A 22,577-nucleotide genomic window follows, 5' to 3' on the forward strand; every position below is an offset into this window, starting at 1 on the left:
AACATACTTCCAATATTTTTTCATACTACTCAATAACCATTCTGCGCACGCGAACGATACCCGGTTTATCAGTGACGCCGATGTCTAAACTGACTAAACGCACCGCATTTTGATACTGTAATTGGTGTAACCACGGTAATAATTGTGCGTAAGCAATATCATCTAGCACCAATTGCAACTGATCATTTTGCGGTTGCATCCGACTGACCCGAATATTAAAACTACGTGCACTATTACTAATAATCTGCGCTAAACTGCCCCCCACGCGTTCTGGGCTGGTATCGCCCAGCTGTAATAGCGGCTTAGCTTGTTGTAAAGCGATCAACTGTTGTTGCATTTGTTGTAAAGCAACCACATTTTGCTGCTTAGCCTGATGTAACGGTTGCCAGATTAACCAATAAAAAACCCCCAGTATTACTAAAGGCACTGCAATTAATACTAAGCGTTGTTCACGTGACGCTAAGCCATACCACCATTGAAAAAAGCGTTGCTTCATACTGCACCTCGCATCACAACTGAGCCTTGTACCCGATTACCATCGTTACTCAGTGCGCCTTGTTCGACTTGATAGCCGGCCTGCTCTAGTTGCGATTTTAATTGCTCAAAACTCTGAAAGCCGGCGGCACTGGCACCAAAACGTAATTCTTGCCGAGATGCATCGTAGCGAAGCGAATCTAATTTCAAATCAGGAAGCTTTTCTAACCGCTGCTGTAGAACCGCTAATAAATTTAAGAAATGCGGCTCTTGCTTACCAGCACCTACGGTTTGCAGTTTCTGCCGTACTTGCCTAGACAAATTGACAATGCGATCATTCGGGAAAGTCTCGAGATACAAGGCACGCAGTTGCTGCTCTGTCGCCGCTAACTGTTGTTTTTGTTGATATACTTCTGTGCCAAGCTGCACAAAATACAGTAAACAACATAGGCCGCCGATCATCGCCGTTAATTTCCATTGTTGCCAATAACGATTCTGTGCACGCTTTGGTGCATATGAACCTTGCAACAGATTAAAATCGGTTTCGTTTAGGCCTTTGGCGAGCAAGGCTAAAGGTAGCTCAGGCGCTGCTGTATCATGCAAATGCTGCACATGTGCTGGCCATGGGCTATAGCTGAGCACTTGCGGCAATTGAGCTAAAGCCAAATAATCTGGCCACCAACCGCTTTCAATTGAGGTTGCCTGCCACTCATCTTGCCGCAGTAACCATTGTTGCTGTAACTCAATACAACAAGGTAAACGGGTAGCGGGCAGCAATAAAGCATCAGGCACCAAGCGCACTACCTTAAAGCCAGCCTCTTGTAACCAACCTAGCCATTGCTCTAGTCGATGTCGCTGACAAATGGCCACTTGTTGCCAATATTGTTCGGCTAGCTGTTCTACCTTACCCAGCGCAATATAAAGTTTATCAATATCTTCGGCTTGCTCTTCTTCTAGCATATAAGGCAAAGCTTGGAGCAGTTGCTTGTTCGGTTTTGCTGGTAACGCTACTTTTTTCAGTAACACATCGGCCGCAGGTACCAGAGCCACCACGGCACGAGCAGAGCCCAGCCTTGCAGCGAGTTGCGGTAATTCACTGACAGCAGCAATTTCGCCACTCGCGATCACTTCTTGCGTTAACGGCGCCCAGACCAACCAACTGATGCTTTGCTCAGGCTGACTACCCAGCCTGATAATTATGTGTTCATTCATCCCTGGCCTCCAAAACGCCGAGCCAATACCTTGATTGCATTATTTTCTTCTCGTTTGAATACCACTGTCAGCCGAAAACCGGTTTCTAGGTAGGCAGTGGTTGCTAGCAGTGTAAAGTGATCAGACTTAACGGTCAGTACTTTTTTCACATCATCTGGCACAGTTAAACCGGCCAAGGCGCTGCTTTGCAAAAAGCTGTCCACATCAGTGTAACCCTCTTCTGGTCGCGATAAGATGGCTTCTTGTGCTTGTGCTTCAGTTAACTCCGGTAGCAACGCCATTAATAAGGCCGCGCGCTCTTCGGTTAAGGTATTCACGTTTAACAACCATTCAGCTTGCTCTGGCACAACACAAACATAAGGCAGCAGTAACTGATAATCTGCCGGTGTTAAATCAAGCATCAATCGCAACTCGGATACCGACACAAACAAACTATTCGCGGTGTAATAGGGAAAAGCTAAACTGGCATAATCATCTTGCTCAGCACCGCCAGCGGTATTGAGCAAACTATCGGCATCTAACCAATCACTCACCCGAGCCGTTAAATATTCTGCAGGCATACTCAGCTCTGGCACGACTTGTTCTAACAAACGTTGAAAACTACGCTGAGCTAACGTTTGCTGCAATTGGCCTGGCTGAGTTCGGTCCGGTTGCTGTTGCAAAGCATTTAAATTAAAACAACTATGTAAGTCTTGTATTTCACCGGCAATTTGACCATCTTCAACCATAAAACTGGCGCCCTGCGCAGCCCAATCTTGGCCTAAATGCACCGTCTCCGCGCCCGCTAAGGAGCGACGTAACAACACGCGGGCAAAGGCTTCTGCGCCCATGCCATACCAAAAAGCTTGTTGTTGTTGTTGTAAATTTTGCTGACGTTGCAATTGCAATTGCAAACGGCTACTCATGCCAACGGCCAGCACAGTGATGATGGCCACAATCATAATAACGGTGACTAAAGCAACGCCCTGTTGCGATTGGCATTTGCTCATAATCCCCCCTTGCGCCAAAGCGCATTGGGTAACACAAAGATCCGCTCTAACTCACCTAAATCGCGTTGCTTAATGCGTACTTTTATCGCTTCTGGCAAATATTGATGCTGCCAGCGCTCTTCCCACTCGCCTGCGCTATAATACGTCAGTTGAAATTGCTCAACCTCTGCTAATAAATTTTGTTGTTGTGGCTCGGTATTATTAACGGCATCGACATAGACATTAAACAAGCGTTGTAACTGACCATCTTGTAAACGATAAGCCACCGCTTGCACTTCACTGCGCGGCAATAACATACCCGGATTACGCCAACCTTGCTGCGTAAAACTGACTCCATGATCTTCACTTTCAAGCAAATACTGCTCCCCCCACAACCGCTCTTGCTGCGGTGCATCACCTTCAATGCGCACATAGCGAGGGCTGATCTGCATAATGTCGCGCTCTAGCAACAGCATCGCGCGTTGTAATTGTTGCAAACGGGCGATAGATAACTTAGAGGCAGCATCGCTTTGCGTCACGGTGCTTAAAACGGCTACGGAAGATAAACCGACGATGGCAAAAAGCGCCATCACCAACAACATTTCTAAAAACGTGAATCCACGGTTATTCATCAAGCCGTCCAACATAGGTTTTCAACTGATATATCACCACGTCGGGCTGCTGCTCTAAACGTACACTGACCGTCAACTCCCGCAAGTCTTGATCCGGCACTGTGGTGGCACGCATTTGCCAACGCCAGGTGCGGTTTGCCATCTCGACTTCGCCTTGTTCTAACTCACGCGGAGGCCAAGTACGCGAAAATTGTGCTTGTTGTAATTGATTGTTCGCGACATAACTGGCAATGGTTAACTCTTCTAATTGCAGTAAAGCGCGCATGTGATTTGTGCTAGCTTGCATAATCGCCACACCCGCGGTGGCAAAAATCACTAGCGCGACTAAGAGCTCTAATAAGGTAAAACCACGCTGGCGCATTAACGATTACCTAATTCAAAACGTATTAACGGAATACTAAAATCGGTGCCGACCGTTTGCTCTAAGGTTTCACCATTTTCACGCCATCGAAACTGCAATCGAAACGGGCTGATTTCGCCGGACGACAACATAAAAACCTTGGGTAGCGGTGGCTCAGCCGCCGTTTCAGCTAATTCTGTTAACTCAGGCGTGTCAAACTCTAACTCACTCAACAAATTTTGCTCAGCGCCCGGCAAACCCTCTAGCTCTAACTGCAATAACAGGCCGCTAGGTAATTGATAGGCTGCCGCAGCCGTCGGCGTTTCAACCCACTGCCAACCATCATCGCTGTATAACACAAAAGCGTAACTGTTTGCTGTGACTACTAGGCCCCATTCTTGCTGCTGCAATTCAGCCGTTTCAGCAAAGTGCTGAAACACTTGTTGAAAGCGATTTACCTCTTTGTCTAAACGGTCTTGCACTGAGTCATTACCAAAACTCAGTACTACCGTTGATACCAGGATGCCGATTAACAGTATCACCAGCATCACTTCCAATAAAGTAAAGCCCGCAGCACGCCGCATTAATTATTGCCTGAATTGCTACCGTCTAAATTCCAATTACCGATATCGTCATCCGTACCAGTAACTCGATCGGGTCCTTTACTAAACACATCTAAGCGACCCATTTGGCCAGGACTGATCAAAATATACTCTTCACCCCAAGGATCTTTGGGTAAACGACGAATAAAGCCATCTTCAGGGTAAGAACGTGGCACCGGTTGCGAGGTGGGTGCTGTGACTAAGGCTTCTAACCCTTGCTCCGTGGTGGGATAGAAGCTATTGCGCAAGCGGTACATATCTAAGGCATTTTCTAATTGTTGAATGTCCACCACAACTTTTTGACGAGCCGCTTCTTCTTGATTACCCATTAAATTTGGCACGACAAAGCTGGCTAGCAATCCTAGGATGACGATAACCACCATCACTTCCAGCAAGGTAAAACCGGCACTCTTTTTCATTTAGTATTTTCCTACCATGTTATTAAGCTCTAAAATCGGCAATAAAATTGCCAATACAATCAGAAACACCACCACCGCTAGCACGATAACCACTAAAGGTTTAAAAATCTCTAACGATACGGTCATGGTCATTTCAAATTCACGATCTAAAGTATCAGCGGCACGGCCTAGCATTGAATCTAGTTGACCGCTTTTTTCACCACTGGCAATCATATGCAGCATCATCGGTGGAAACAGTTTAGTTTGCTCTAAAGCTGACTTTAATGATGTCCCCTCACGCACTCTCGACGCAGCTTCGGCCACGCTTTGCTTCATGTAACTGTTGGCTAACACATCAGCACTAATGCGCATAGCATCTAACAACGGCACGCCGCTGGCATTTAAGATACTGAGCGTACGAGCAAACCGCGCAGTGTTTACACTGTTGACGATGCGGCCAATCACTTTAACCCTGAGAATACGCCGATCATAGCGCAACCGAAATGCAGGCCGTTGTAATAATCGTTGCCAACCTACCAGTAACAACAACAGCGCTACGGCAATAATCACACCGTAGCTTTGGGTAAACTCACTGGCATTGATCATAAATCGGGTCAGGGCAGGCAATTGTTGCCCCATATATTCGAATTGCTCAGTAATTTTGGGGACGACTGCGGCCAATAAAATACCGATAACCAGCAAAGACACCACGACCATAACGATCGGATAAACCGAGGCCATAATGATCTGATTACGCATATGTTGCCGCTGCTCGGTATAATCAGCTAAGCGATTAAGTACCTGGTCCAAATGCCCAGATTTTTCGCCCGCCGCCACCATTGAGCGATAGAGATGGTCAAACACGTGTGGAAATTCGGCTAAGCCCTCGGCGAGGCTATAACCCTCGACAACTTTAGAACGCACCGACATCATCATATTTTTTAAACGCGGCTTTTCACACTGCTCGGCAACCGCCAATAAGGCACTTTCAATCGGCAAGGCTGCTGCAATTAAGGTCGCAATTTGCCGTGTGATCAGTGCCAGCTCGGCTGCTGATATTTTGCGTTTCAACCAACTTTTACCGCTCGCGAGCATTTTTTCTTGCTGTGAGGCCACTTCAACGGTCAAAGGCGTTAGCTTTCGCTCACGCAACAGCTGTCGCGCCTGACGAGCATTATCAGCTTCTAATACCCCCTTGGCTTTTTTACCAAAGGCATCTAAGGCTTGATATTCAAAGGCCGCCATTACAGATCCTCACGGGTAACCCGCAGTACTTCTTCTAACGTTGTAATACCGGCTAACACCTTACTAAAGCCATCGCTGCGGATACTGGGGCTGAATTGTCGTGCATATTTCTCAATATGTTGCTCGCCCTTGCCGTTATGTACCATCTCTCGCATCTGATCATCAACCACAATCAGTTCATGGATGCCGGTACGGCCTTTGTAACCACTAAAGTTACAGTGCTCACAGCCGGTGGCGCGATAAATCAGCAAGTCTTCTTTTTTATTGGCCGAGAGTAAATGACGTTCTTCTTTATCTGGCACATGCTCAGCTTTACAGTGCGGACATAAAGTACGAACCAGTCGCTGCGCGAGCACGCCGAGTAAACTCGAAGACAGTAAAAAGGCTTCAATACCCATATCTTCAAGACGCGTTATTGCACCTGCAGCGGTGTTGGTGTGTAAAGTCGACAAGACCAAGTGACCGGTTAAGCTGGCTTGTACGGCAATTTGTGCCGTTTCAAGATCGCGAATTTCACCGACCATCACCACATCGGGATCTTGTCGTAAAATCGCACGCAAACCGCGAGCAAAGGTCATATTCACTTTGCTATTCACCTGAGTTTGGCCAATACCCTCTAATTCATATTCAATCGGATCTTCTACCGTAAGAATATTCCGATCTTTAGTGTTAATTTCGGTTAAACCGGCATACAGCGTAGTACTTTTACCGGAACCCGTAGGGCCGGTGACCAAAATAATGCCATGCGGTTTTAAAATAAGTTGCGAGAATAGCTGCTCTACCGCAGGGGTCATTCCCAGATCGGCTAAGTTCAGATGCGAGTTATTTTTGTCAAGTAAACGCAGTACCACACGCTCGCCATGACTCGATGGCATGGTGGATACGCGCACATCCACTGCGCGACCGGCAATACGTAAACTAATACGACCATCTTGAGGCAAACGCTTTTCAGCAATGTCTAACTTGGCCATAACTTTAATGCGCGATACCAATAAGCTGGATAAACGCCGATGTGGTCGCAGCACTTCCCGCAATAACCCATCAACCCGAAAGCGAATAATTAAGGCTTTTTCGAAGGTTTCTACATGAATATCTGACGCGCCTAGCTTGATGGCCTCACCGAGCATCGCGTTAATTAATTTAATGATCGGCGCGTCATCTTCGTTTTCTAGCAAATCTTCTGTTTCAGGAATTTCATCAGCAAGTGAAGCCAAATCGACCTCGTTACCAATATCCTCCATCAATTGCTGTGCTTCGGAAGAATCGCGCTGATAAGAAGCTTCGAGCAATGCCTCGAAGGCTGCAGCATCCAGCTTTTGTACTGTAAAAGGCTCTGCCAACAAACGGCGCACCTCAAGCAAAGCTTGTGGCGTCGTTGTCGGCTGCACATACAGCACCCAATTTTGCGATTGTTGCTGCAATAACACACCATAGCGTTTAGCAAATCCGAACGGTAAGCGGATTTTGCTGCTGACCGGTGTTATTTCCAGGTCGGCGACATCGCTCATCATTGTTCTTTCTTCCCATCAACAGCAGATCGGTTTTGCTGCTCAATATATTCGTTAAAACTGGGCGGTAATTTTAACGACTCGTCCCATTCAGGCAGCACAGCTTGATTAGTCAGCGGCATTAAGCGAATACCTTCTTCTTCGCGCTTTAATTGCTCAGCACGAATAAAGTTATATTTTTGCTTACTAATGCCACTGATAGCGCTACCGTCACGGACAATGGTCGCTTTAATAAATACCATTAGGTTTCGTTTACGCTTACTGACACTGGTTGATTTGAATAAATGCCCCAGAATAGGTATGTCGCCTAACAGCGGAACTTTTGATTCACTTTCTTGCACGTCTTCGTCAATTAACCCACCCAGTACAATGGTGGCACCATCATCGGCCATCACGGTGGTTTTAATTTCACGCTTGTTAATCGTGATATCAACCGCGGTAGTGCCGCCAATACTGGATACTTCTTGCTCAATCACTAACTGTACCGCATCGCCTTCGTTAATTTGTGGGGTAACTTTTAACTTGATACCCACTTCTTGGCGCTGTACTTGTTGAAAAGGGTTAGTATTGTTAGAGCCAACGGTTGAACCTGTAATCACCGGTACTTCTTGACCGACTAAGAAAATCGCTTCTTGGTTGTCCATGGTAGTGATATGTGGCGTGGCCAGAACGTTAGAGTTAGTACTGGTGCGAACGGCCTGTAAAATAGCAGCCCAGTTACCGTTATAAAACCCTAACAAAGCGCCATTCAGGCTCTGCAAAGCAGTGGCTAGCTGTGTATAGTCACGATTAGTATCAGCAGTTGTGGTAGTAATTAATTCACCGGTGGTAGGATCACGAGATTGTGTGGTATTTCCGCGAGTAATTTGTGACGCTTGTGCCGCACCCGCTGCAATATTCACGATTGGAATCGTATTCGTGCCGGTAAAGTTGGTGCCACCGCCATTTTCATTTAACCATTGCACACCAAAATCGGTGCCCGTGCCATCAAACACTTCGACTATAATCGCTTCAACTAGCACCTGCGCACGGCGAATATCCAATTGCCTTACGACATCTTCGAGAGAACGCATCATATCGGGTTGCGCTGTTATCACTAAAGAATTGCTATCTGGATGCGCTTCAATACTGATTTCACGACCGCCACTGCGTCGTGCCGTTTGCGGTGTCGGTTGCTGTGCACCTTGCGCTTCAGCGACAATAGAATCACTTACGCCTTTTAACACTGGCACGAGATCTTCAGCTTTGGCGTATTTCAGATACAACACTCGGGTATTACCGCTGGTTTGTAATTCCGCATCCAAACGTTTGGCCAACGCAATCACGCGCTCACGGGCTTGCGCTTCGCCGCTGACAATAACGCTATTGGTACGCTCATCTGCGACAATTTTCGGCACAAGGAAATCAGGTTGTTCACCACGATTCTGTGAACGATAGATATTTTCTAAAATACGAACGATTTCGGCAGCAGAGGCATAATTCAATTTCAGGATTTCTAATTCCTGATCGCCCGCTTTATCCACGCGTTGAATAATATCAACCAAGCGCGCCACGAGGGCAGCAGGGCCCGTCATCATAATAACATTAGAAGGATCGTAGTTTACCACGTGGCCACCACCACCCTGGTTAACAAACTGCCGTAGCAAGGGGGCTAATTCGCGAACCGAGACGTTACGCACCGGAACCACCCGCGTCACCATTTCATCACCAAAGCCAGGGTCATCATCCCCCACTACCGGTATATTGGATGTCTTCGCATCTTTGTTGCGCACGACTTTCATAATGCCGCTGTCCATTTCGACAACGGCAAAGCCGTATACTTCCAGCACATTGAGGAAGAATTGATAATACTGCTCTTCGGTCAGCATATCGTAACTACGCACATTGATCCGACCCCGCACTTGCGGGTCAACAATAATGGTTTTTTTCAGATTCATACCGACGATATTAATAAACTCATTAATGTCGGTGCCTTTAAAGTTTGGCGAGTACTTAATGTCACTATCTGCAACCACTGAAAAGCTGAGCAACGCAGCTAACATCATACTGGCAAGAGTGCGCCCTTTGTTCCTGAGGAAAAAGCCTGATTTCATGAGAGATTAACCAATTTTTATCATTATATTATTGTGACAGACTAAACAGAATATCTCTGATTTCGCCATCTCGTTCAACCTTTACCGATGCTTCTGTGGCATCGCGGATATCATTTATTACACGCAACGCTTGTTGCATATCGTTTAGCGCCACACCATTAATCTCAATAGCCAGGTCGCCTTCTAAAAAACCAATCTGTTGGAAGATGGAAATATCTTTGCCTGGCATCAATCGATAACCCGCAAGCTGTCCATCTCGTTGTACCGGTGTCACCCGCACATAATCGAAAAACTTCATCGGCTCAGCCATAATCTCGTCACGGCGAGCCTGCACTTCAGGTGTATTAAACCCTGTCGCAATAGGTTGCGCTAACACTATGGGCTCTTCTACGGCATAGGCATCGGCATTATCTTCCCGGCCTAAGCCGGCATTTGCTTGCGCGATGCGCGTAAATTCGACACCATCCAGCATTAACGTTTCATAGCGGCCATTAATTTCCAACAATACGCGATCGTCTAACACTTGGTGCAATTTAGCACGGGTACCCTCAAGATTATCACCAACAGCATAAGTTACCTCTGTGCCGCGTTGCTCAATAATGGCACTCCCGGCTTCAGGCTTAGCGGGCACAGCCACTAAGCCCGTTAATTTGGCATTTAATTGTGTTTTTGGCGCCTCCGTGACAACCGCCACTGGCGCGGCTGTTTCGGGTGCCGCCTCACCAAATAGCGCGTAGCGCGTTAAATTGTTTAAATCTTGCGGTACTTCATGATTAAGGTTGCCGTGACTAGCACTGCTCGACACCGTTAAGGCGGGCGTGGTGGGCGATGGCAGTAACTGCCAACTCAATTTTGCGAGAAGCCATGCTAATATCAACAGCAGCAACAGATTCAAGGCACTGCGAAACGGCCGTAACGGCAGCTTTTTTAGCTGCGTAGGCAACTGAAGAAGGGACATTGAGAAACTCAAATTTATACTCTCATCCTGATATTAAGCTTAAGGCATCTTACTGAGTTGCAACGGCATCAACAAGCTTTGCCGTGCTTATTTACAAACTTATAACCATAAAAATAACGCTGATTGTAAGCCAAAAGGAACTTTTCCACTATAATAGCCAAACCGACCATCAGGGTAGCTATGGTTTTTAGTCAACTCAACTCGTGATAACCTTTGTCTATACGTGAAATAATCTACCATGGTCGAACAATTTACAGGTAAAAGATGACAACTCAACATCACACTGATAAAAAAGCGCCGCAGAACATTCGCTTAGACAAGTGGTTATGGGGCTGCCGCTTTTATAAAACACGCGCGTTAGCTAAAGACATGATCGACGGTGGAAAGGTTCATTACAATGGCCAACGCTGTAAATCAAGTCGTCAAGTTGAGATTGGTGCAACCATTCGTTTAGCGCAAGGTGTAGATGAAAAAATTGTGATCGTGACCGGCTTAACTGAAAAGCGTTTAGCCGCACCTTTGGCACAACAACTTTATGAAGAAACCGCTGAAAGTACGCAGCGGCGCGCAGAACGCGCGGAATTACGTAAAACTAACTCTTTATTTGCACCGCATCCGGATACCAAACCTGATAAGAAAGAGCGGCGGCAATTATTATTATTAAAATCCCAGCAGTGAGAGAAACCAGCATGGCTTCGGATGCATTGATACGTTTTTTATTTCAACAAAAACATGTTCGCGGTGAATTAGCTTATGCGAGTGACAGCCTAGAACACATGTTAGAACATCACCAATATCCATTACCCGTTAAGCAATTACTGGCAGAACTGGTTATGGCGACCAGCTTACTCACCGCTACCTTAAAGTTTGAAGGCGAAATTGCTGTTCAGCTGCAAGGTGATGGCCCAGTTAAATTCGCCGCGGTAAACGGCAATCACCTTCAACAGTTCCGTGGTGTAGTGCGAATGCAAGCGGAATTACAAGGCGAAAGCTTTAACGAACTGATTGGGCATGGCTATCTAATAGTCACCATCACTCCCACTCAAGGCGAACGCTACCAGGGCATTATTCCGTTGACAGGGAATAGCCTCACCGAAACATTAGAAGCGTATTTTCATCAATCAGAGCAGTTGCCTACCCGCCTCTATTTATTCACCGATATTGGCGAGAAAAGCCGTGCCGCCGGACTTATGTTACAAGTATTACCGGTTGAGCCTGATAAAGCGCGAGCGGATTTTCAAGATTTAGTCACCCTTTCCGATACGATTACCGCAACGGAGCTGTTAGACCTGCCGCCTAATGACATGCTCTATCGCTTGTACCATCAAGAACAGGTTGAAGTGTTTCCTAGCCAAACGATTAGCTTTGTCTGTGGTTGCTCGAAGCAAAAGTGTGAAAGCGCTTTATTTAGCTTAGGCCGTGATGTAGTGGCAGAACAGCAAGCCTTAGGTGGGCTGGATATGTCATGCGAATATTGTAATAAGTCTTATCACTTTAGCGTAGATGATCTGCAAGCTATCCACGATAAACTTTAAACTTTTCGTTTAACCTATAAAAAAACCTCCGACTTGTCGGAGGTTTTTTAGTTTAAAGCGAACGCTTAATTACGCTTTTTTAGCAAAGCGGCGACGGATAAACAGCACTGGCACTAATAACAGGCCAAACAGTCCGAAAGCACCTGAGCTCTTATGCGTTACAGTAACACTGGCGTTAGCCGTAGCTTGTAAGCCTGCAGAGTCACGAGCGGTGATCACGATGCTATGTGTTTTCGCATCATCACGGCTCGGTGAGCGCGTCAGAATTAACTGGCCATTTTGTACCGCAAACAATGAATTGTTTGTGGTTACCGAGCTGATCGTGGCACCCGATTCGTTCGCTTGCGCAGCAACAGAACCAACAACTGTACCAGCAGCAGTACCCGACGCTAAGGTTGCCATACTCACCGTGGCCGTCAAGGTCGGCATAGCATCTGCAACGTTAACCACATTTACTGTTACGCTAGCTGGGCTAGAGACACTACCTGAAGTATCCATTGCAGCCACTTCAAATTGTACTGACGTCAGACCCGCTTCATAATCCAATAAAGCTGCATTAGCGACAACGATGTCACCGTTGCTCTCTACTTTGATGACCGAAGAAGAACTGCCCAGAACAACAAACTCGGCTACGGCAGAGCGGAAATCACTTTCTGCATCAATGGTACCAATCACTGTACCTGTCGCTGTGTTTTCATTCACGGAGAAAGTTTGGTTTGCAGTAACTGTTGGTGCTGCCATTGGGGCTGAGTAATCGGCTACGGCAATAGCTTCTGCAGCAGCAGAAATCATCACAAAGCTACGATCATCACCCTCTGGACGCATCACATAAGCTGACTCACCTGGTTGTAACATCGTTACAGTAGTGTCGTCATCTGCTGCTGTCGTTTCCGCACCGGTTGGAGCAGGTGCTGTTTCAGCGCTGCTTGATAAGGTTACCGCTGGTGATGGTGCAATAGTCATCGTAGTGGTCAGTGAATCAGCAATGTTCGTTGCTGTCAGTGAGTAAGAATCACTACTTGTTCTAACACGTGCATTCACTGTGCGACCTAAATCCATGGCAGATAAGCCAACAGACTCAAAACAAGCCTCAAGCGTCACTTGTTTACCACCAGCGTAGTGGATTACATCACCAAATGGACCAGATAAAGTACCAAAGCGAGTATTAAACGATACAAACACACCAGGCGAAGCCGCATACGCCGCACCAAAACGTGTGATGAGTAAAGTATTCATTGTAAAGTCATAAGCACCATCGTTATTCACATCCAAATCAACTGAATAGTTGCCTTGTAATAAGTGATTAACGCCACCTTCTAAGTGAATCGTCGGGTATACTGCATAACCTGAACCACAGAAACCCGCCTCTGCAATATCCAAGGTTACTGCACGAATATCATGCTTAGGATTCAAGGCCGCGTTGACTGGCGACGCTGCCACTAAGGTTGAAGCAAAAGGTTCAACATCAACAACACCGGTGTTAGTAATTTTTGTTGCCGCTTTACCACTGACTAATTCACCTTCTAAGCGAAGTTTAGCTGCGGCTTTCGGGATGATGTGATAAACCAAATGTAAGTCGTTCGCTGTGCTGGTTGCAGCATCGTTGAAAACAATAGCACCATCATATTCAGCAGTATCTAGCTGAGATGCTGCCATCAACGGGCTGTAATACACGCCATTGCTTAATGTAAATGCCGGTAATTTAGCTGGGTCAATCGTCAAGGTCACATCAAAGTTAACAGTTTGACCTGCTGGCACAGTAATACTGGCTGGCATGTTCCAACTTAATGCACCCGTTTCAGCCTTGTCAGCATAACGCGCTTGAGTGCTTAACTGGTAGGTTTTTGCGTCAGAACTAAAGTTCTTAACCGTAACCGTTTTCGTCATTGAACTGACACTGTCCAGCGTCTGTAAGCCAAAAGATAATGCAGCTTGTTTGGTATCAAAAGCAGTATCATGTACCCAAGCAGCCACTGGCGAACTTACTGCCTTTTCCACATCCACTAAACCGGCACCAATCAGGCTGATCGGCGCTAATTTCGCGTCTGGATTAATGGCTTTTGGCGTTAAGTACACGTCCATATTGGCCGTATTCATTAACGTTGCTTTAATTTCAGAAGCATTACGCTCTGGCAGTAACTCACGAACTAAGGCCACACCACCTGCGGTGATTGGCGCAGAGAAAGAAGTACCATTCGCCCTTGACGTACCTGTTCCTGTGCCGGTTCGTGCCATTTCAATTTGTACGCCTGGCGCAGTAATTTCAGGTTTTAATAAACCATCCATCGATGGCCCACGTGATGTAAAGTCAGCTGTCGCACCCGCACCTGATTTAGCAACAGACGAGATAGAATAATCTACCATATCGCCAGCATCTAACTTGGCTTTCAGAGCATCGCCCACTTCTTTGGTAATCATAATCGTTGGTACTGTTACAGAGTCGTCTGTACCACCAGCAACAATCGGTGCTTCACCTGGGTTGCTGTTAGCAATGATCACAAACGCTGCTCCGCGATCTTGTGCTACTTTGGCTTTTACTACGAAGCCACAGGTACCACGCGACAGCAATACCGCTTTACCCGTTAAATCCACATCTTCAGCTAAAGGATCACAGGCAGTGTAACTTCCCGGGATAACCACTAAAGGTGTCGTGCTTGAATTAAAACTAAAATCAAAGGTTTTGTTAAAACCTGCTGCAACCATAACGACATCTTCACCATCAATCTCAGCACTTTCAAATACACCCACTGAGGTTGCTGGGTTGGTCATCGCGCCAACTGATAAAGCATTTGGTGTGGTACTTGGGCCACCAACGCGAAATGGAATATTGCCGTCATTACCGGCAGAAATCACCACGTTCACACCTAAATTCACTGCACGTTGAATTAAGAATTGCGTACCCGATGTTGTTTGAGTTGAACCAAACTGACCACCTAAAGACATGTTGATAATATCAACGCGGTCTTCTAAGTTACCATCACCATTGGGATCCATCGAAGCTTCTAAAGCACGAAGTTGTGCCACACCCGTACAGTTGACCGGTGCTGGCGCACACACTTTATAACCGTAAAAAGAAGTATCTGGGGCAATACCATTTACGGCGCTAGCTACCCAAGTACCATGGCCTTCGGCCGCAGGGTCAATTGGGTTTGGATCATTATTAATAAAATCAAAACCACCAATAACGCTGCCTTGTGGCCAAGCTGGAGCCGTGCTTTGTGCAGAGGCAGCAATAGCAGCGCTATAAGCCTCTGCTGTGCCAGGGCCGCCTAACAGGCTATGTGTATAGTCGATACCGGTATCTAAAATAGCCACTCGAGTATTCGCGCCCGTGGCTAAGCCAGCGTCGACAATTTGTTTCGCTTTGATATAAGGCGCACTATCTGCGACATGCAATTCGCTGTCATAAATAGGCATAATATCAACCACGGCAGGATTCGCACGCAGTGCAACTAAAGCTTCTGGGCTAGCCTGCACAACAATACCGGCTGCTAAGTTTTTAGTCGTTGCTAAAACTTGTGCGTCTGCATCTAATACTGATAATTGCGCTGTGATGTCTTGTTGTAAAGTTTCAACTTGAGCGGTAATTTGCTGCGCAAGTTGCACATTATATTGTTGACCGCTTAATGCTTCGGTAGTGGCAGGGGCATTTAATAATACGTACCATGCGCTAGGCGTTTGAGCTTGCTCGTCAATAGAAGCTGACACAGCACCATAAACTTCATGCACGCTTTGGCCATTGGCCGCTTTTAATTGCTGAATACCGGCCTGCGCAGAGCCTGAGATCGCTATGCTGATGGCCGATGCCAGTAGGGCTTTTTTCATGTTCACCAAGGTGTTGCTCCTTAAAACTATTGTTTTTATATCATTATGCTGGCGTTTATTTATCGTTAAACGCTCTTACTAACCAGCGTTAACACCTTTCACTAGGTTAGTGATGGGCATCACCGCGAGAATGTTGTTTTTATAAGTAAAGCCAAGTACTTTTTAACGGCTTCCTTATTGTTTTTACCACAGCTTAATACAAATGTAATGATGTTAGAGACAAAATAAGTGTAAAGAGATGTGTATATTTAAACTTTGCGTCAAGAATGGTTGACAAATGTTACAAAAAAACTAATGCGGTTTTTGCAAGGGAAAAAGTACAGTTACGACTAAGCCCCCCTGCGCATGGTTACTTAATCGAACCTCGCCTGAGTGCGTATCAATAATTTTTTTGATAATAGCCAAGCCTAAGCCAGAGCCGCCACTGCCTCGCGCTTCATCACCTTGCACAAATGGCGTAAACATAGCCTGCATTTTATCTTCTGGGATACCTGGGCCGTGATCCCGGATTTCAAAGTAAACCAATTTCTTTTGGCGCTGATAGCCACTACTAATTTCAATAGCGCCGTCACTGTAGCGCAGTGCATTTTCCAATAAATTATTTAATACACGTTTTATCGCAATACGGCGCAGCCATAATAAGGGTAAATGGGGATCTAAGCAGGTGATCAACTGTCGTTGCTGCACATATTCCGCTTGCACGGTTTCCAGCAGCAATTCATTTAACGCCACCTGTTGTAGCTCTTCTTGTTTGTGATGGCGCAAATAATCAATAAACTGATCGATTATGGCATTCATATCTTCAATATCGTTAATAATGCCCTCTCTGATCCAGCTATCTGGCTCACTCATCATCTCAGAAGCCAAACGGATCCGTGTAAGCGGTGTGCGCAAATCATGTGACACACCAGCCATCAATAGCGCACGGTCTTGTTCAAGCTGCTGGATCCCTTTTGCCATGTAATTGAACGCTTTGGTTACTGCTGTAATCTCCCTTGCACCGGTTTTTTCTGACAATGGTGGTGGAAATTCACCTCTACCAACTTGAATCGCTGCGTGCTGTAGCCCCTGTAAAGGCCGATTTAGATGACGTGCTAGCAACCAGCCACCAATAACACTGAGGACACCAATCATTAATAAATAAAAGGTTAATAACGGAAAGCTAGTTTCTTCTAAACCGGTGAGTGGTACGCGGACCCAATACTCGGGAGCAGTGCTTGAACGCACCCAAAATACAAAGTTTTCTGTTTGCGAAATACGAACTTCGGTATCAGTTTGTAACTCTTTCGACATCAGTTGTGAAAAATAACGATAATAACTGGCATTCGCTAAGCCTTGCTCTTGTGCTTCGGCTTCCGAGAACAGTTGAGCGCCGGTGATGCTTTCGACATGCTGACGTAATATCGCATTGGCTTCTGCCGACACATCCGTTTTTGGGATCAGTAAGTTAACTTGGCGAGCAATCAGATAGCTTATTTGTTGCGTGCTGGGTTTAATTACATAAAACGCCACCGAGAAATACGACACTAATTGATTAATCAGCAGTAAAAAACCAATTAAAAAAACCGTTTGGCCAAAGGCGCTTTTCGGTAAAAACGGCATTAATTCAACCGACCATCGGGTACAAACACATAGCCTAAACCCCATACTGTTTGAATATAGCGGGGGTTGGTTGCATCATCTTCTAACATGCGACGTAAGCGCGACACCTGCACATCGATACTGCGCTCCATCGCTGAATAATCACGACCACGCGCTTGATTCATCAATTTGTCTCGTGACAGCGGCTCTCGGGGATGATTCACCAACACTTTAAGCACCGCATATTCGCCGCTGGTTAATGGTAAAACGGTATCACCTTTAAACATTTCACGGGTAGCAAGGTTAAAACGAAAAGGACCGAAAGTGACAATAGTTTCTTCTTGGCTTGGCGCACCAGGCACGTCTTTGTTTTTACGGCGCAGCACTGCACGAATACGAGCCAGTAATTCACGGGGGTTGAAAGGCTTCGGTAAATAATCATCTGCGCCCATTTCTAAGCCGATAATCCGATCAACCTCATCCCCTTTTGCCGTTAGCATAATAATAGCAATATCGTTTTCTTGTTGACGCAATTTACGGCAGATAGATAAACCATCTTCACCAGGTAACATCAGATCGAGCACCAGCAGGTGAAAATGCTCACGCTCCATTAGGCGCTGCATTTGCTCAAAATTTGCCACACTGCGGACCTGATAACCTTGCTCGACCAGATAACGCTCTAATAATGAGCGTAAACGTAAGTCATCATCCACTACTAGGATTTTTGTTGTCTCTGTGACCACTGCCTTGTCCTTTGTGCTGCATTTTCCTCACTATAAACGAAATCACTGGCTTTGCATCAAGCCTTAAGCACAAACAATGTTACAAAACTTTTCAAACGAACACGCCATCACTAAGACAAGGCAGCTCCTTTATTCTAAAAGAGCTGATGATGTAGCGCGGTAGGCCCCTAAAAGGCTTTACGCCAACAACGGCTTTGATTGATAATCAGCACTAGCAACTGGCAACATCGCCCAACACTTTATGCTTTTTTTAACAAGGCTTGTTACTTCTCGTGAAAAGAACCAGCAGTAAAACAACATTGATCACGCGCGCCGGATATCAGCAATTAAAAAACGAACATGATGAACTGTGGTTTAAAAAAAGACCCGAAGTCACCCGTATTGTTAGCTGGGCTGCCAGCCTTGGGGATCGCTCAGAAAATGCGGATTATCAGTACAATAAACGTTTATTGCGACAGATCGATAGCCGTATCCGTTTTTTACGTAAGCGCTTAGATACGCTAAGTATTGTCGATTATTCGCCACAGCAAGAAGGTCGTGTTTTCTTTGGCGCATCGGTTGTAATTGAAGATGATGACGGTCAAACGTTATCCTTTCGGATTGTCGGCCCAGATGAAATTTATGGTCGCAACGATTACATTTCTATCGATGCTCCGATGGCCCGCGCCTTACTCAAAAAACAAGTTGATGATATGGCCACAGTGCAAACACCGACCGGACTAAAAGACTGGTATATCGTTGCTATCCATTACCCCGATGCAGCATTGTAAAATGTCACGCTATTATTTTCTCGTTAAGGCCTTAGCCTATACTCATTTAACTCACCAACGTCTGCCTCGTGGTTACTGCACAATGCAGACAGGAAGCTATTATGTCTATCATTGTTAAACAAATTGCCGCCGAAATTGCTGCTCGTCCAGAGCAAGTTGCCGCAGCCATCGCTTTATTAGATGAAGGAGCGACAGTGCCCTTTATTGCACGTTACCGCAAAGAAGTGACAGGCGCCTTAGACGACACTCAACTTCGCACCTTAGATCAGCGTTTAACCTATTTGCGCGAGTTAGAAGAGCGTCGGCAAGTGATCTTAAAAACCATTGCTGAGCAAGGCAAATTAACTACTGCGCTAGAGCAGGCATTATTAGCCGCCGATAATAAAACCCGTTTAGAAGATTTATACCTGCCTTATAAAACCAAGCGTCGTACCAAAGGCCAATTAGCTATTGAAGCGGGGATCTTGCCGCTAGCGGAGGCATTATTAGCCAATGCGATGCTGCAACCTGAGCAAGCCGCCGCAGCGTATATCAATGCTGATGCCGGCTATACCGATGTTAAAGCGGTGCTAGATGGGGCAAAATATATCTTAATGGAGCAATTTGCTGAAGATGCGGATTTGTTAGCTCGACTACGTGAATACCTTACTGCCAATGCGCAATTACAAAGCACAGTAGTTAACGGTAAAGAAGCGGAAGGCGCTAAATTTAGTGATTATTTTTCACATACCGAACCGCTGAAACATGTTCCTTCACACCGCGCCTTAGCGATGTTTCGTGGACGAAACGAAGGTATCTTACAATTACAATTGATCCCCGATGCTAACGCTGAGCAACCGCATGCTATCTGTGAGCAAATGGTGGCGAATCACTTTAAATTGCGCCAGCTTGATCGCCCTGCCGATGCGTTTTTACGCACCGTGGTGCAATGGACTTGGAAAGTGAAACTGCAACTTCACCTAGAAAATGACTTACTGAGCGAATTGCGTGAGCGCTCTGACGCCGAAGCTATCAAGGTGTTTGCGCGTAATCTAAAAGATCTGCTAATGGCCGCGCCTGCCGGTATGCGCCCTACACTCGCGCTCGATCCTGGCCTACGTACCGGCGTTAAAGTGACCGCCATTGATGAAACAGGCAAGGTGCTTAATCACACGACCATCTATCCTCATGCACCAACTAATCAATGGGACAAATCATTACAAGTGCTGATTGCCCTATCTAAACAGTATCAGATTGAATTAATTGCGGTGGGTAATGGTACCGCCTCACGAGAAACCGATAAACTGGCCGCTGAAGTGATAAAAGCCTTACCACAACAACGTATCAGCAAAGTCATGGTGTCGGAAGCCGGCGCTTCGGTTTATTCAGCATCTGAATTAGCGGCCTTAGAATTTCCCGATCTCGATGTCTCAATTCGTGGCGCAGTCTCAATCGGCCGTCGCTTACAAGATCCGCTTGCCGAACTGGTCAAAATTGAACCCAAAGCCATCGGTGTTGGCCAATATCAACATGATGTCAATCAGAGTTTATTAACCAAATCGCTCGATGCCGTAGTCGAAGATTGCGTAAACGCTGTTGGTGTTGATCTGAATACCGCTTCTGCCGCCTTGTTAGCCAGAGTGGCAGGCTTGAATAAAACTTTGGCACAAAATATTGTGCAATATCGCGATGAGCATGGTCGCTTCAACACACGCAAACAACTATTGAAAGTGCCACGCCTTGGCCCAAAAGCCTATGAACAAGCGGCTGGCTTTTTACGCATCAACAATGGCGCAAACCCTTTAGATGCCTCTGGTGTGCATCCGGAAGCCTATCCTTTAGTGGAAAAAATCTTAGCGGCACATCAAAAAAGCGTAGAGCAAATTATTGGCAATAGCAGCTTTTTACAGCAGCTTGATCCGGCCCGCTTTGTCGATGAACATTTTGGTTTATTGACCATCGCCGATTTAATTAAAGAGCTCGCTAAACCAGGGCGCGACCCGCGGCCAGAATTTCAAATGGCGCATTTTAAAGAGGGCGTGGAAACCTTAGCGGATTTAAAAATCGGCATGCGTTTAGAAGGCGTCGTAACTAACGTCACCAACTTTGGTGCCTTTGTTGATGTCGGTGTGCATCAAGATGGTTTAGTGCATATCTCAGCTTTAGCCGATAAATTTGTTAGTGATCCGCATCAGGTTGTTAAAGCTGGGGATATTGTGCAGGTTAAGGTGTTAGAAGTGGATGCGGCGCGCAAACGTATTGCTCTTACCATGAAATTAAACGAGCCTACACAGCAGACGACAACGGCAGCGAGTGGTCAAAAACCCGTAACCACTAAAACAGTTAAGGCAAAACCGCAACCCGACAGCACAAACGCAGCCATGGGACAGGCCTTTGCGGCCGCATTAGCGAAAACCAAAAAGTAGCGATGAGCGGAAACTTAGGCTTGTTGGCGCAGTGGCCGCTGTTGTGGCTCTGTCGCCAACTGGTAGAAGTTTTGAATCACTTTAGTACGTGTCTGCATCGTGGGGTTTATTTCTAAGCGCTCACGCTGCGGTAATACAATACCGGCAACCGGTGCCGACTCTACTTGCTGAGGGGTGTCTGTTGCTGTCGCAGCATTCAACGAATCAGTTGTTTCACTATTAGCTGTTGAACTAGCCGCAGCTTGAGTCAGTTTTTCGGCATTTTGCGCAATTAATTCTGCCTGAGCCTGTTGCGCACGCTGACTCGCTGTCGCCGCAATACTGCGATCTGCCCCCGAAGGTTCAGCAGGCGCTAATGCCGCCGCTTTAACCTGCTGCATTTTACGAATAGTCTCTTGCGGATCACCTGGCACAGGACTGAGATCAATTTGCACTTCACCACCGACAGCATAACGACGACCATCAGGGCCTTGTTGATAATCGTAACTGGGGCTACCGGCATAACGACCGCCAATGGTGGCATGCGCTTGCTCGTGTGCCCGCACTTCTTGATCGCGCGCTTGTAACTCACGCACTTCATTTTGCTCGGTTTGGGCTTGTTGTTCTGCCTGTTCAGCGGCTTGCCGCTCGGAAGATTTTTGCTCTGAAGCCTGTTGTTCAGAAGATTGCTGATCGGAAGACTGTTGCTGCCGCCCTTCTACCGCTTGTTGGGTTTCGGTTTCTTTACCATTACGGTCGTACAAAGTGACATTACTGTTCGCATTGCCATTACGGGTGCGATCATCTGAATTTAATGCGCGTTCAGCACTGCCTTTTTCAGTGTCACGAACAGGCTCCACCAACTCTCGACGCTGCATATCACGCCGCGCCTGTTCCGTTGCCGGATTCGCGGTGTTGATACTGACGTTAGGATAGGTGGATGTGATTTGCATAGAGTTTACACTCGAATATCGATGATACTACCGAGCATTTCATCTGCCGTACGCAAAGAACGAACGTTCGCTTGTGCCGCGACTTGTTGCTGCTCCATTTTAACTATGGATTGCGTTGTGTCTTGCACCGGCTCAGATGCTGTGGCAGCGGTTGCTTCACGATTGTTTTGTGCGGCAACATCTTGCTCTTGAATACGATTTTGCTGAGTTTGCCGATTGATATTAACGGTTTCTTCCGTAATCCCGGCACTCGCGCGCTGCAAACCTTGCATGCCTGCAGCATAAGCAGATTGTATTTGCATAGTGTGACTTCCGTAATGAGATCTATATTGATTAATTATTAACCATTAAGCCAG

At 46.4% G+C, this 22,577-nt stretch carries 20 protein-coding genes; 4 read left to right on the forward strand and 16 right to left on the reverse strand.

All coding sequences use genetic code 11. The features are described from left to right. Positions 1–25: 25 nt before the first annotated feature. The 11 genes from gspM to gspC are packed head-to-tail and all read right to left on the reverse strand — an operon-like array spanning position 26 to position 10,430. Positions 26–496 carry a type II secretion system protein GspM gene (gene gspM / locus ACUJFL_RS00185; RefSeq protein ID WP_226751311.1) on the reverse strand — a complete coding sequence of 157 codons (471 nt, stop codon included), beginning with the start codon at positions 494–496 and terminating at the stop codon, positions 26–28. After that, entirely contained in the window at positions 493–1,686 is a 1,194-nt protein-coding gene (gene gspL / locus ACUJFL_RS00190; protein WP_226751312.1) for a type II secretion system protein GspL, read from the reverse strand. Before gspL ends, gspM begins: the two co-directional genes overlap by 4 nt. Next, positions 1,683–2,675, reverse strand: coding sequence for a type II secretion system minor pseudopilin GspK (gene gspK, locus ACUJFL_RS00195; RefSeq protein WP_226751313.1), 993 nt, complete (start codon positions 2,673–2,675; stop codon positions 1,683–1,685). Before gspK ends, gspL begins: the two co-directional genes overlap by 4 nt. After that, on the reverse strand, positions 2,672–3,286 hold the full coding sequence (gene gspJ / locus ACUJFL_RS00200; protein WP_226751314.1) for a type II secretion system minor pseudopilin GspJ: 615 nt from the start codon (positions 3,284–3,286) through the stop codon (positions 2,672–2,674). The genes gspK and gspJ overlap by 4 nt, the downstream gene beginning before the upstream one ends. Further along, positions 3,279–3,647 (reverse strand): type II secretion system minor pseudopilin GspI, encoded by a 369-nt coding sequence (gspI, locus tag ACUJFL_RS00205; RefSeq protein ID WP_226751315.1) that lies wholly within the window; start codon positions 3,645–3,647, stop codon positions 3,279–3,281. Before gspI ends, gspJ begins: the two co-directional genes overlap by 8 nt. Next, positions 3,647–4,210: a type II secretion system minor pseudopilin GspH gene (gene gspH / locus ACUJFL_RS00210; RefSeq protein WP_226751316.1), complete on the reverse strand. Its 564-nt coding sequence runs from the start codon at positions 4,208–4,210 to the stop codon at positions 3,647–3,649. Before gspH ends, gspI begins: the two co-directional genes overlap by 1 nt. Next, a complete protein-coding gene (gene gspG / locus ACUJFL_RS00215; protein WP_226751317.1) occupies positions 4,210–4,647 on the reverse strand; it encodes a type II secretion system major pseudopilin GspG in 438 nt (145 codons plus the stop codon). The genes gspH and gspG overlap by 1 nt, the downstream gene beginning before the upstream one ends. Beyond that, on the reverse strand, positions 4,648–5,871 hold the full coding sequence (gene gspF / locus ACUJFL_RS00220) for a type II secretion system inner membrane protein GspF (RefSeq protein WP_445428156.1): 1,224 nt from the start codon (positions 5,869–5,871) through the stop codon (positions 4,648–4,650). Beyond that, positions 5,871–7,382: a type II secretion system ATPase GspE gene (gspE, locus tag ACUJFL_RS00225; RefSeq protein WP_371930761.1), complete on the reverse strand. Its 1,512-nt coding sequence runs from the start codon at positions 7,380–7,382 to the stop codon at positions 5,871–5,873. The genes gspF and gspE overlap by 1 nt, the downstream gene beginning before the upstream one ends. After that, positions 7,379–9,472 carry a type II secretion system secretin GspD gene (gene gspD / locus ACUJFL_RS00230; protein ID WP_445428157.1) on the reverse strand — a complete coding sequence of 698 codons (2,094 nt, stop codon included), beginning with the start codon at positions 9,470–9,472 and terminating at the stop codon, positions 7,379–7,381. The genes gspE and gspD overlap by 4 nt, the downstream gene beginning before the upstream one ends. A 28-nt stretch (positions 9,473–9,500) precedes the next feature. Beyond that, positions 9,501–10,430, reverse strand: a complete 930-nt coding sequence (gene gspC / locus ACUJFL_RS00235; RefSeq protein ID WP_445428158.1) for a type II secretion system protein GspC — start codon at positions 10,428–10,430, stop codon at positions 9,501–9,503. Positions 10,431–10,694: 264 nt separating this feature from the next. On the opposite strand from gspC, the gene hslR reads away from it, so the two are divergent. Both hslR and hslO read left to right on the forward strand, forming a co-directional pair. After that, a complete protein-coding gene (hslR, locus tag ACUJFL_RS00240; protein ID WP_226751321.1) occupies positions 10,695–11,108 on the forward strand; it encodes a ribosome-associated heat shock protein Hsp15 in 414 nt (137 codons plus the stop codon). Between the two features lie 11 nt (positions 11,109–11,119). Next, complete coding sequence (gene hslO, locus ACUJFL_RS00245) at positions 11,120–11,965, forward strand: Hsp33 family molecular chaperone HslO (RefSeq protein WP_445428159.1); 846 nt, start codon at positions 11,120–11,122, stop codon at positions 11,963–11,965. Positions 11,966–12,034: 69 nt separating this feature from the next. Here the strand turns inward: hslO and ACUJFL_RS00250 are convergent, their stop codons facing one another. The 3 genes from ACUJFL_RS00250 to ompR all read right to left on the reverse strand — a co-directional run bounded on the left by ACUJFL_RS00250 (position 12,035) and on the right by ompR (position 18,114). Beyond that, entirely contained in the window at positions 12,035–15,790 is a 3,756-nt protein-coding gene (locus ACUJFL_RS00250) for a S8 family serine peptidase (protein ID WP_445429048.1), read from the reverse strand. 291 nt (positions 15,791–16,081) lie between these two features. After that, a complete protein-coding gene (gene envZ / locus ACUJFL_RS00255) occupies positions 16,082–17,392 on the reverse strand; it encodes a two-component system sensor histidine kinase EnvZ (protein ID WP_445428160.1) in 1,311 nt (436 codons plus the stop codon). After that, positions 17,392–18,114, reverse strand: a complete 723-nt coding sequence (gene ompR / locus ACUJFL_RS00260; RefSeq protein ID WP_226751324.1) for an osmolarity response regulator transcription factor OmpR — start codon at positions 18,112–18,114, stop codon at positions 17,392–17,394. Before ompR ends, envZ begins: the two co-directional genes overlap by 1 nt. A gap of 272 nt (positions 18,115–18,386) precedes the next feature. Between ompR and greB the strand changes: the two genes are divergently transcribed. Beyond that, positions 18,387–18,884, forward strand: a complete 498-nt coding sequence (greB, locus tag ACUJFL_RS00265; protein ID WP_226751325.1) for a transcription elongation factor GreB — start codon at positions 18,387–18,389, stop codon at positions 18,882–18,884. Positions 18,885–18,985: 101 nt separating this feature from the next. Further along, positions 18,986–21,289 carry a Tex family protein gene (locus ACUJFL_RS00270; RefSeq protein WP_445428161.1) on the forward strand — a complete coding sequence of 768 codons (2,304 nt, stop codon included), beginning with the start codon at positions 18,986–18,988 and terminating at the stop codon, positions 21,287–21,289. Between the two features lie 14 nt (positions 21,290–21,303). Here ACUJFL_RS00270 and ACUJFL_RS00275 read toward each other — a convergent pair whose 3' ends face one another. Both ACUJFL_RS00275 and ACUJFL_RS00280 read right to left on the reverse strand, forming a co-directional pair. Next, entirely contained in the window at positions 21,304–22,221 is a 918-nt protein-coding gene (locus tag ACUJFL_RS00275) for a putative metalloprotease CJM1_0395 family protein (protein ID WP_445428162.1), read from the reverse strand. 5 nt (positions 22,222–22,226) lie between these two features. After that, positions 22,227–22,523 carry a hypothetical protein gene (locus ACUJFL_RS00280; protein ID WP_226751328.1) on the reverse strand — a complete coding sequence of 99 codons (297 nt, stop codon included), beginning with the start codon at positions 22,521–22,523 and terminating at the stop codon, positions 22,227–22,229. Positions 22,524–22,577: the final 54 nt, after the last annotated feature.

It is taken from the genome of Alishewanella sp. HL-SH05, assembly GCF_052655985.1.

Bases quoted from the DNA above. Each gene is read 5' to 3' on its own strand.
- gspM (WP_226751311.1), bottom strand. From the start codon at position 496: ATGAAGCAACGCTTTTTTCAATGGTGGTATGGCTTAGCGTCACGTGAA.
- gspL (WP_226751312.1), bottom strand. From the start codon at position 1,686: ATGAATGAACACATAATTATCAGGCTGGGTAGTCAGCCTGAGCAAAGC.
- gspK (WP_226751313.1), bottom strand. From the start codon at position 2,675: ATGAGCAAATGCCAATCGCAACAGGGCGTTGCTTTAGTCACCGTTATT.
- gspJ (WP_226751314.1), bottom strand. From the start codon at position 3,286: ATGAATAACCGTGGATTCACGTTTTTAGAAATGTTGTTGGTGATGGCG.
- gspI (WP_226751315.1), bottom strand. From the start codon at position 3,647: ATGCGCCAGCGTGGTTTTACCTTATTAGAGCTCTTAGTCGCGCTAGTG.
- gspH (WP_226751316.1), bottom strand. From the start codon at position 4,210: ATGCGGCGTGCTGCGGGCTTTACTTTATTGGAAGTGATGCTGGTGATA.
- gspG (WP_226751317.1), bottom strand. From the start codon at position 4,647: ATGAAAAAGAGTGCCGGTTTTACCTTGCTGGAAGTGATGGTGGTTATC.
- gspF (WP_445428156.1), bottom strand. From the start codon at position 5,871: ATGGCGGCCTTTGAATATCAAGCCTTAGATGCCTTTGGTAAAAAAGCC.
- gspE (WP_371930761.1), bottom strand. From the start codon at position 7,382: ATGATGAGCGATGTCGCCGACCTGGAAATAACACCGGTCAGCAGCAAA.
- gspD (WP_445428157.1), bottom strand. From the start codon at position 9,472: ATGAAATCAGGCTTTTTCCTCAGGAACAAAGGGCGCACTCTTGCCAGT.
- gspC (WP_445428158.1), bottom strand. From the start codon at position 10,430: ATGTCCCTTCTTCAGTTGCCTACGCAGCTAAAAAAGCTGCCGTTACGG.
- hslR (WP_226751321.1), top strand. From the start codon at position 10,695: ATGACAACTCAACATCACACTGATAAAAAAGCGCCGCAGAACATTCGC.
- hslO (WP_445428159.1), top strand. From the start codon at position 11,120: ATGGCTTCGGATGCATTGATACGTTTTTTATTTCAACAAAAACATGTT.
- ACUJFL_RS00250 (WP_445429048.1), bottom strand. From the start codon at position 15,790: ATGAAAAAAGCCCTACTGGCATCGGCCATCAGCATAGCGATCTCAGGC.
- envZ (WP_445428160.1), bottom strand. From the start codon at position 17,392: ATGCCGTTTTTACCGAAAAGCGCCTTTGGCCAAACGGTTTTTTTAATT.
- ACUJFL_RS00270 (WP_445428161.1), top strand. From the start codon at position 18,986: ATGTCTATCATTGTTAAACAAATTGCCGCCGAAATTGCTGCTCGTCCA.
- ACUJFL_RS00275 (WP_445428162.1), bottom strand. From the start codon at position 22,221: ATGCAAATCACATCCACCTATCCTAACGTCAGTATCAACACCGCGAAT.
- ACUJFL_RS00280 (WP_226751328.1), bottom strand. From the start codon at position 22,523: ATGCAAATACAATCTGCTTATGCTGCAGGCATGCAAGGTTTGCAGCGC.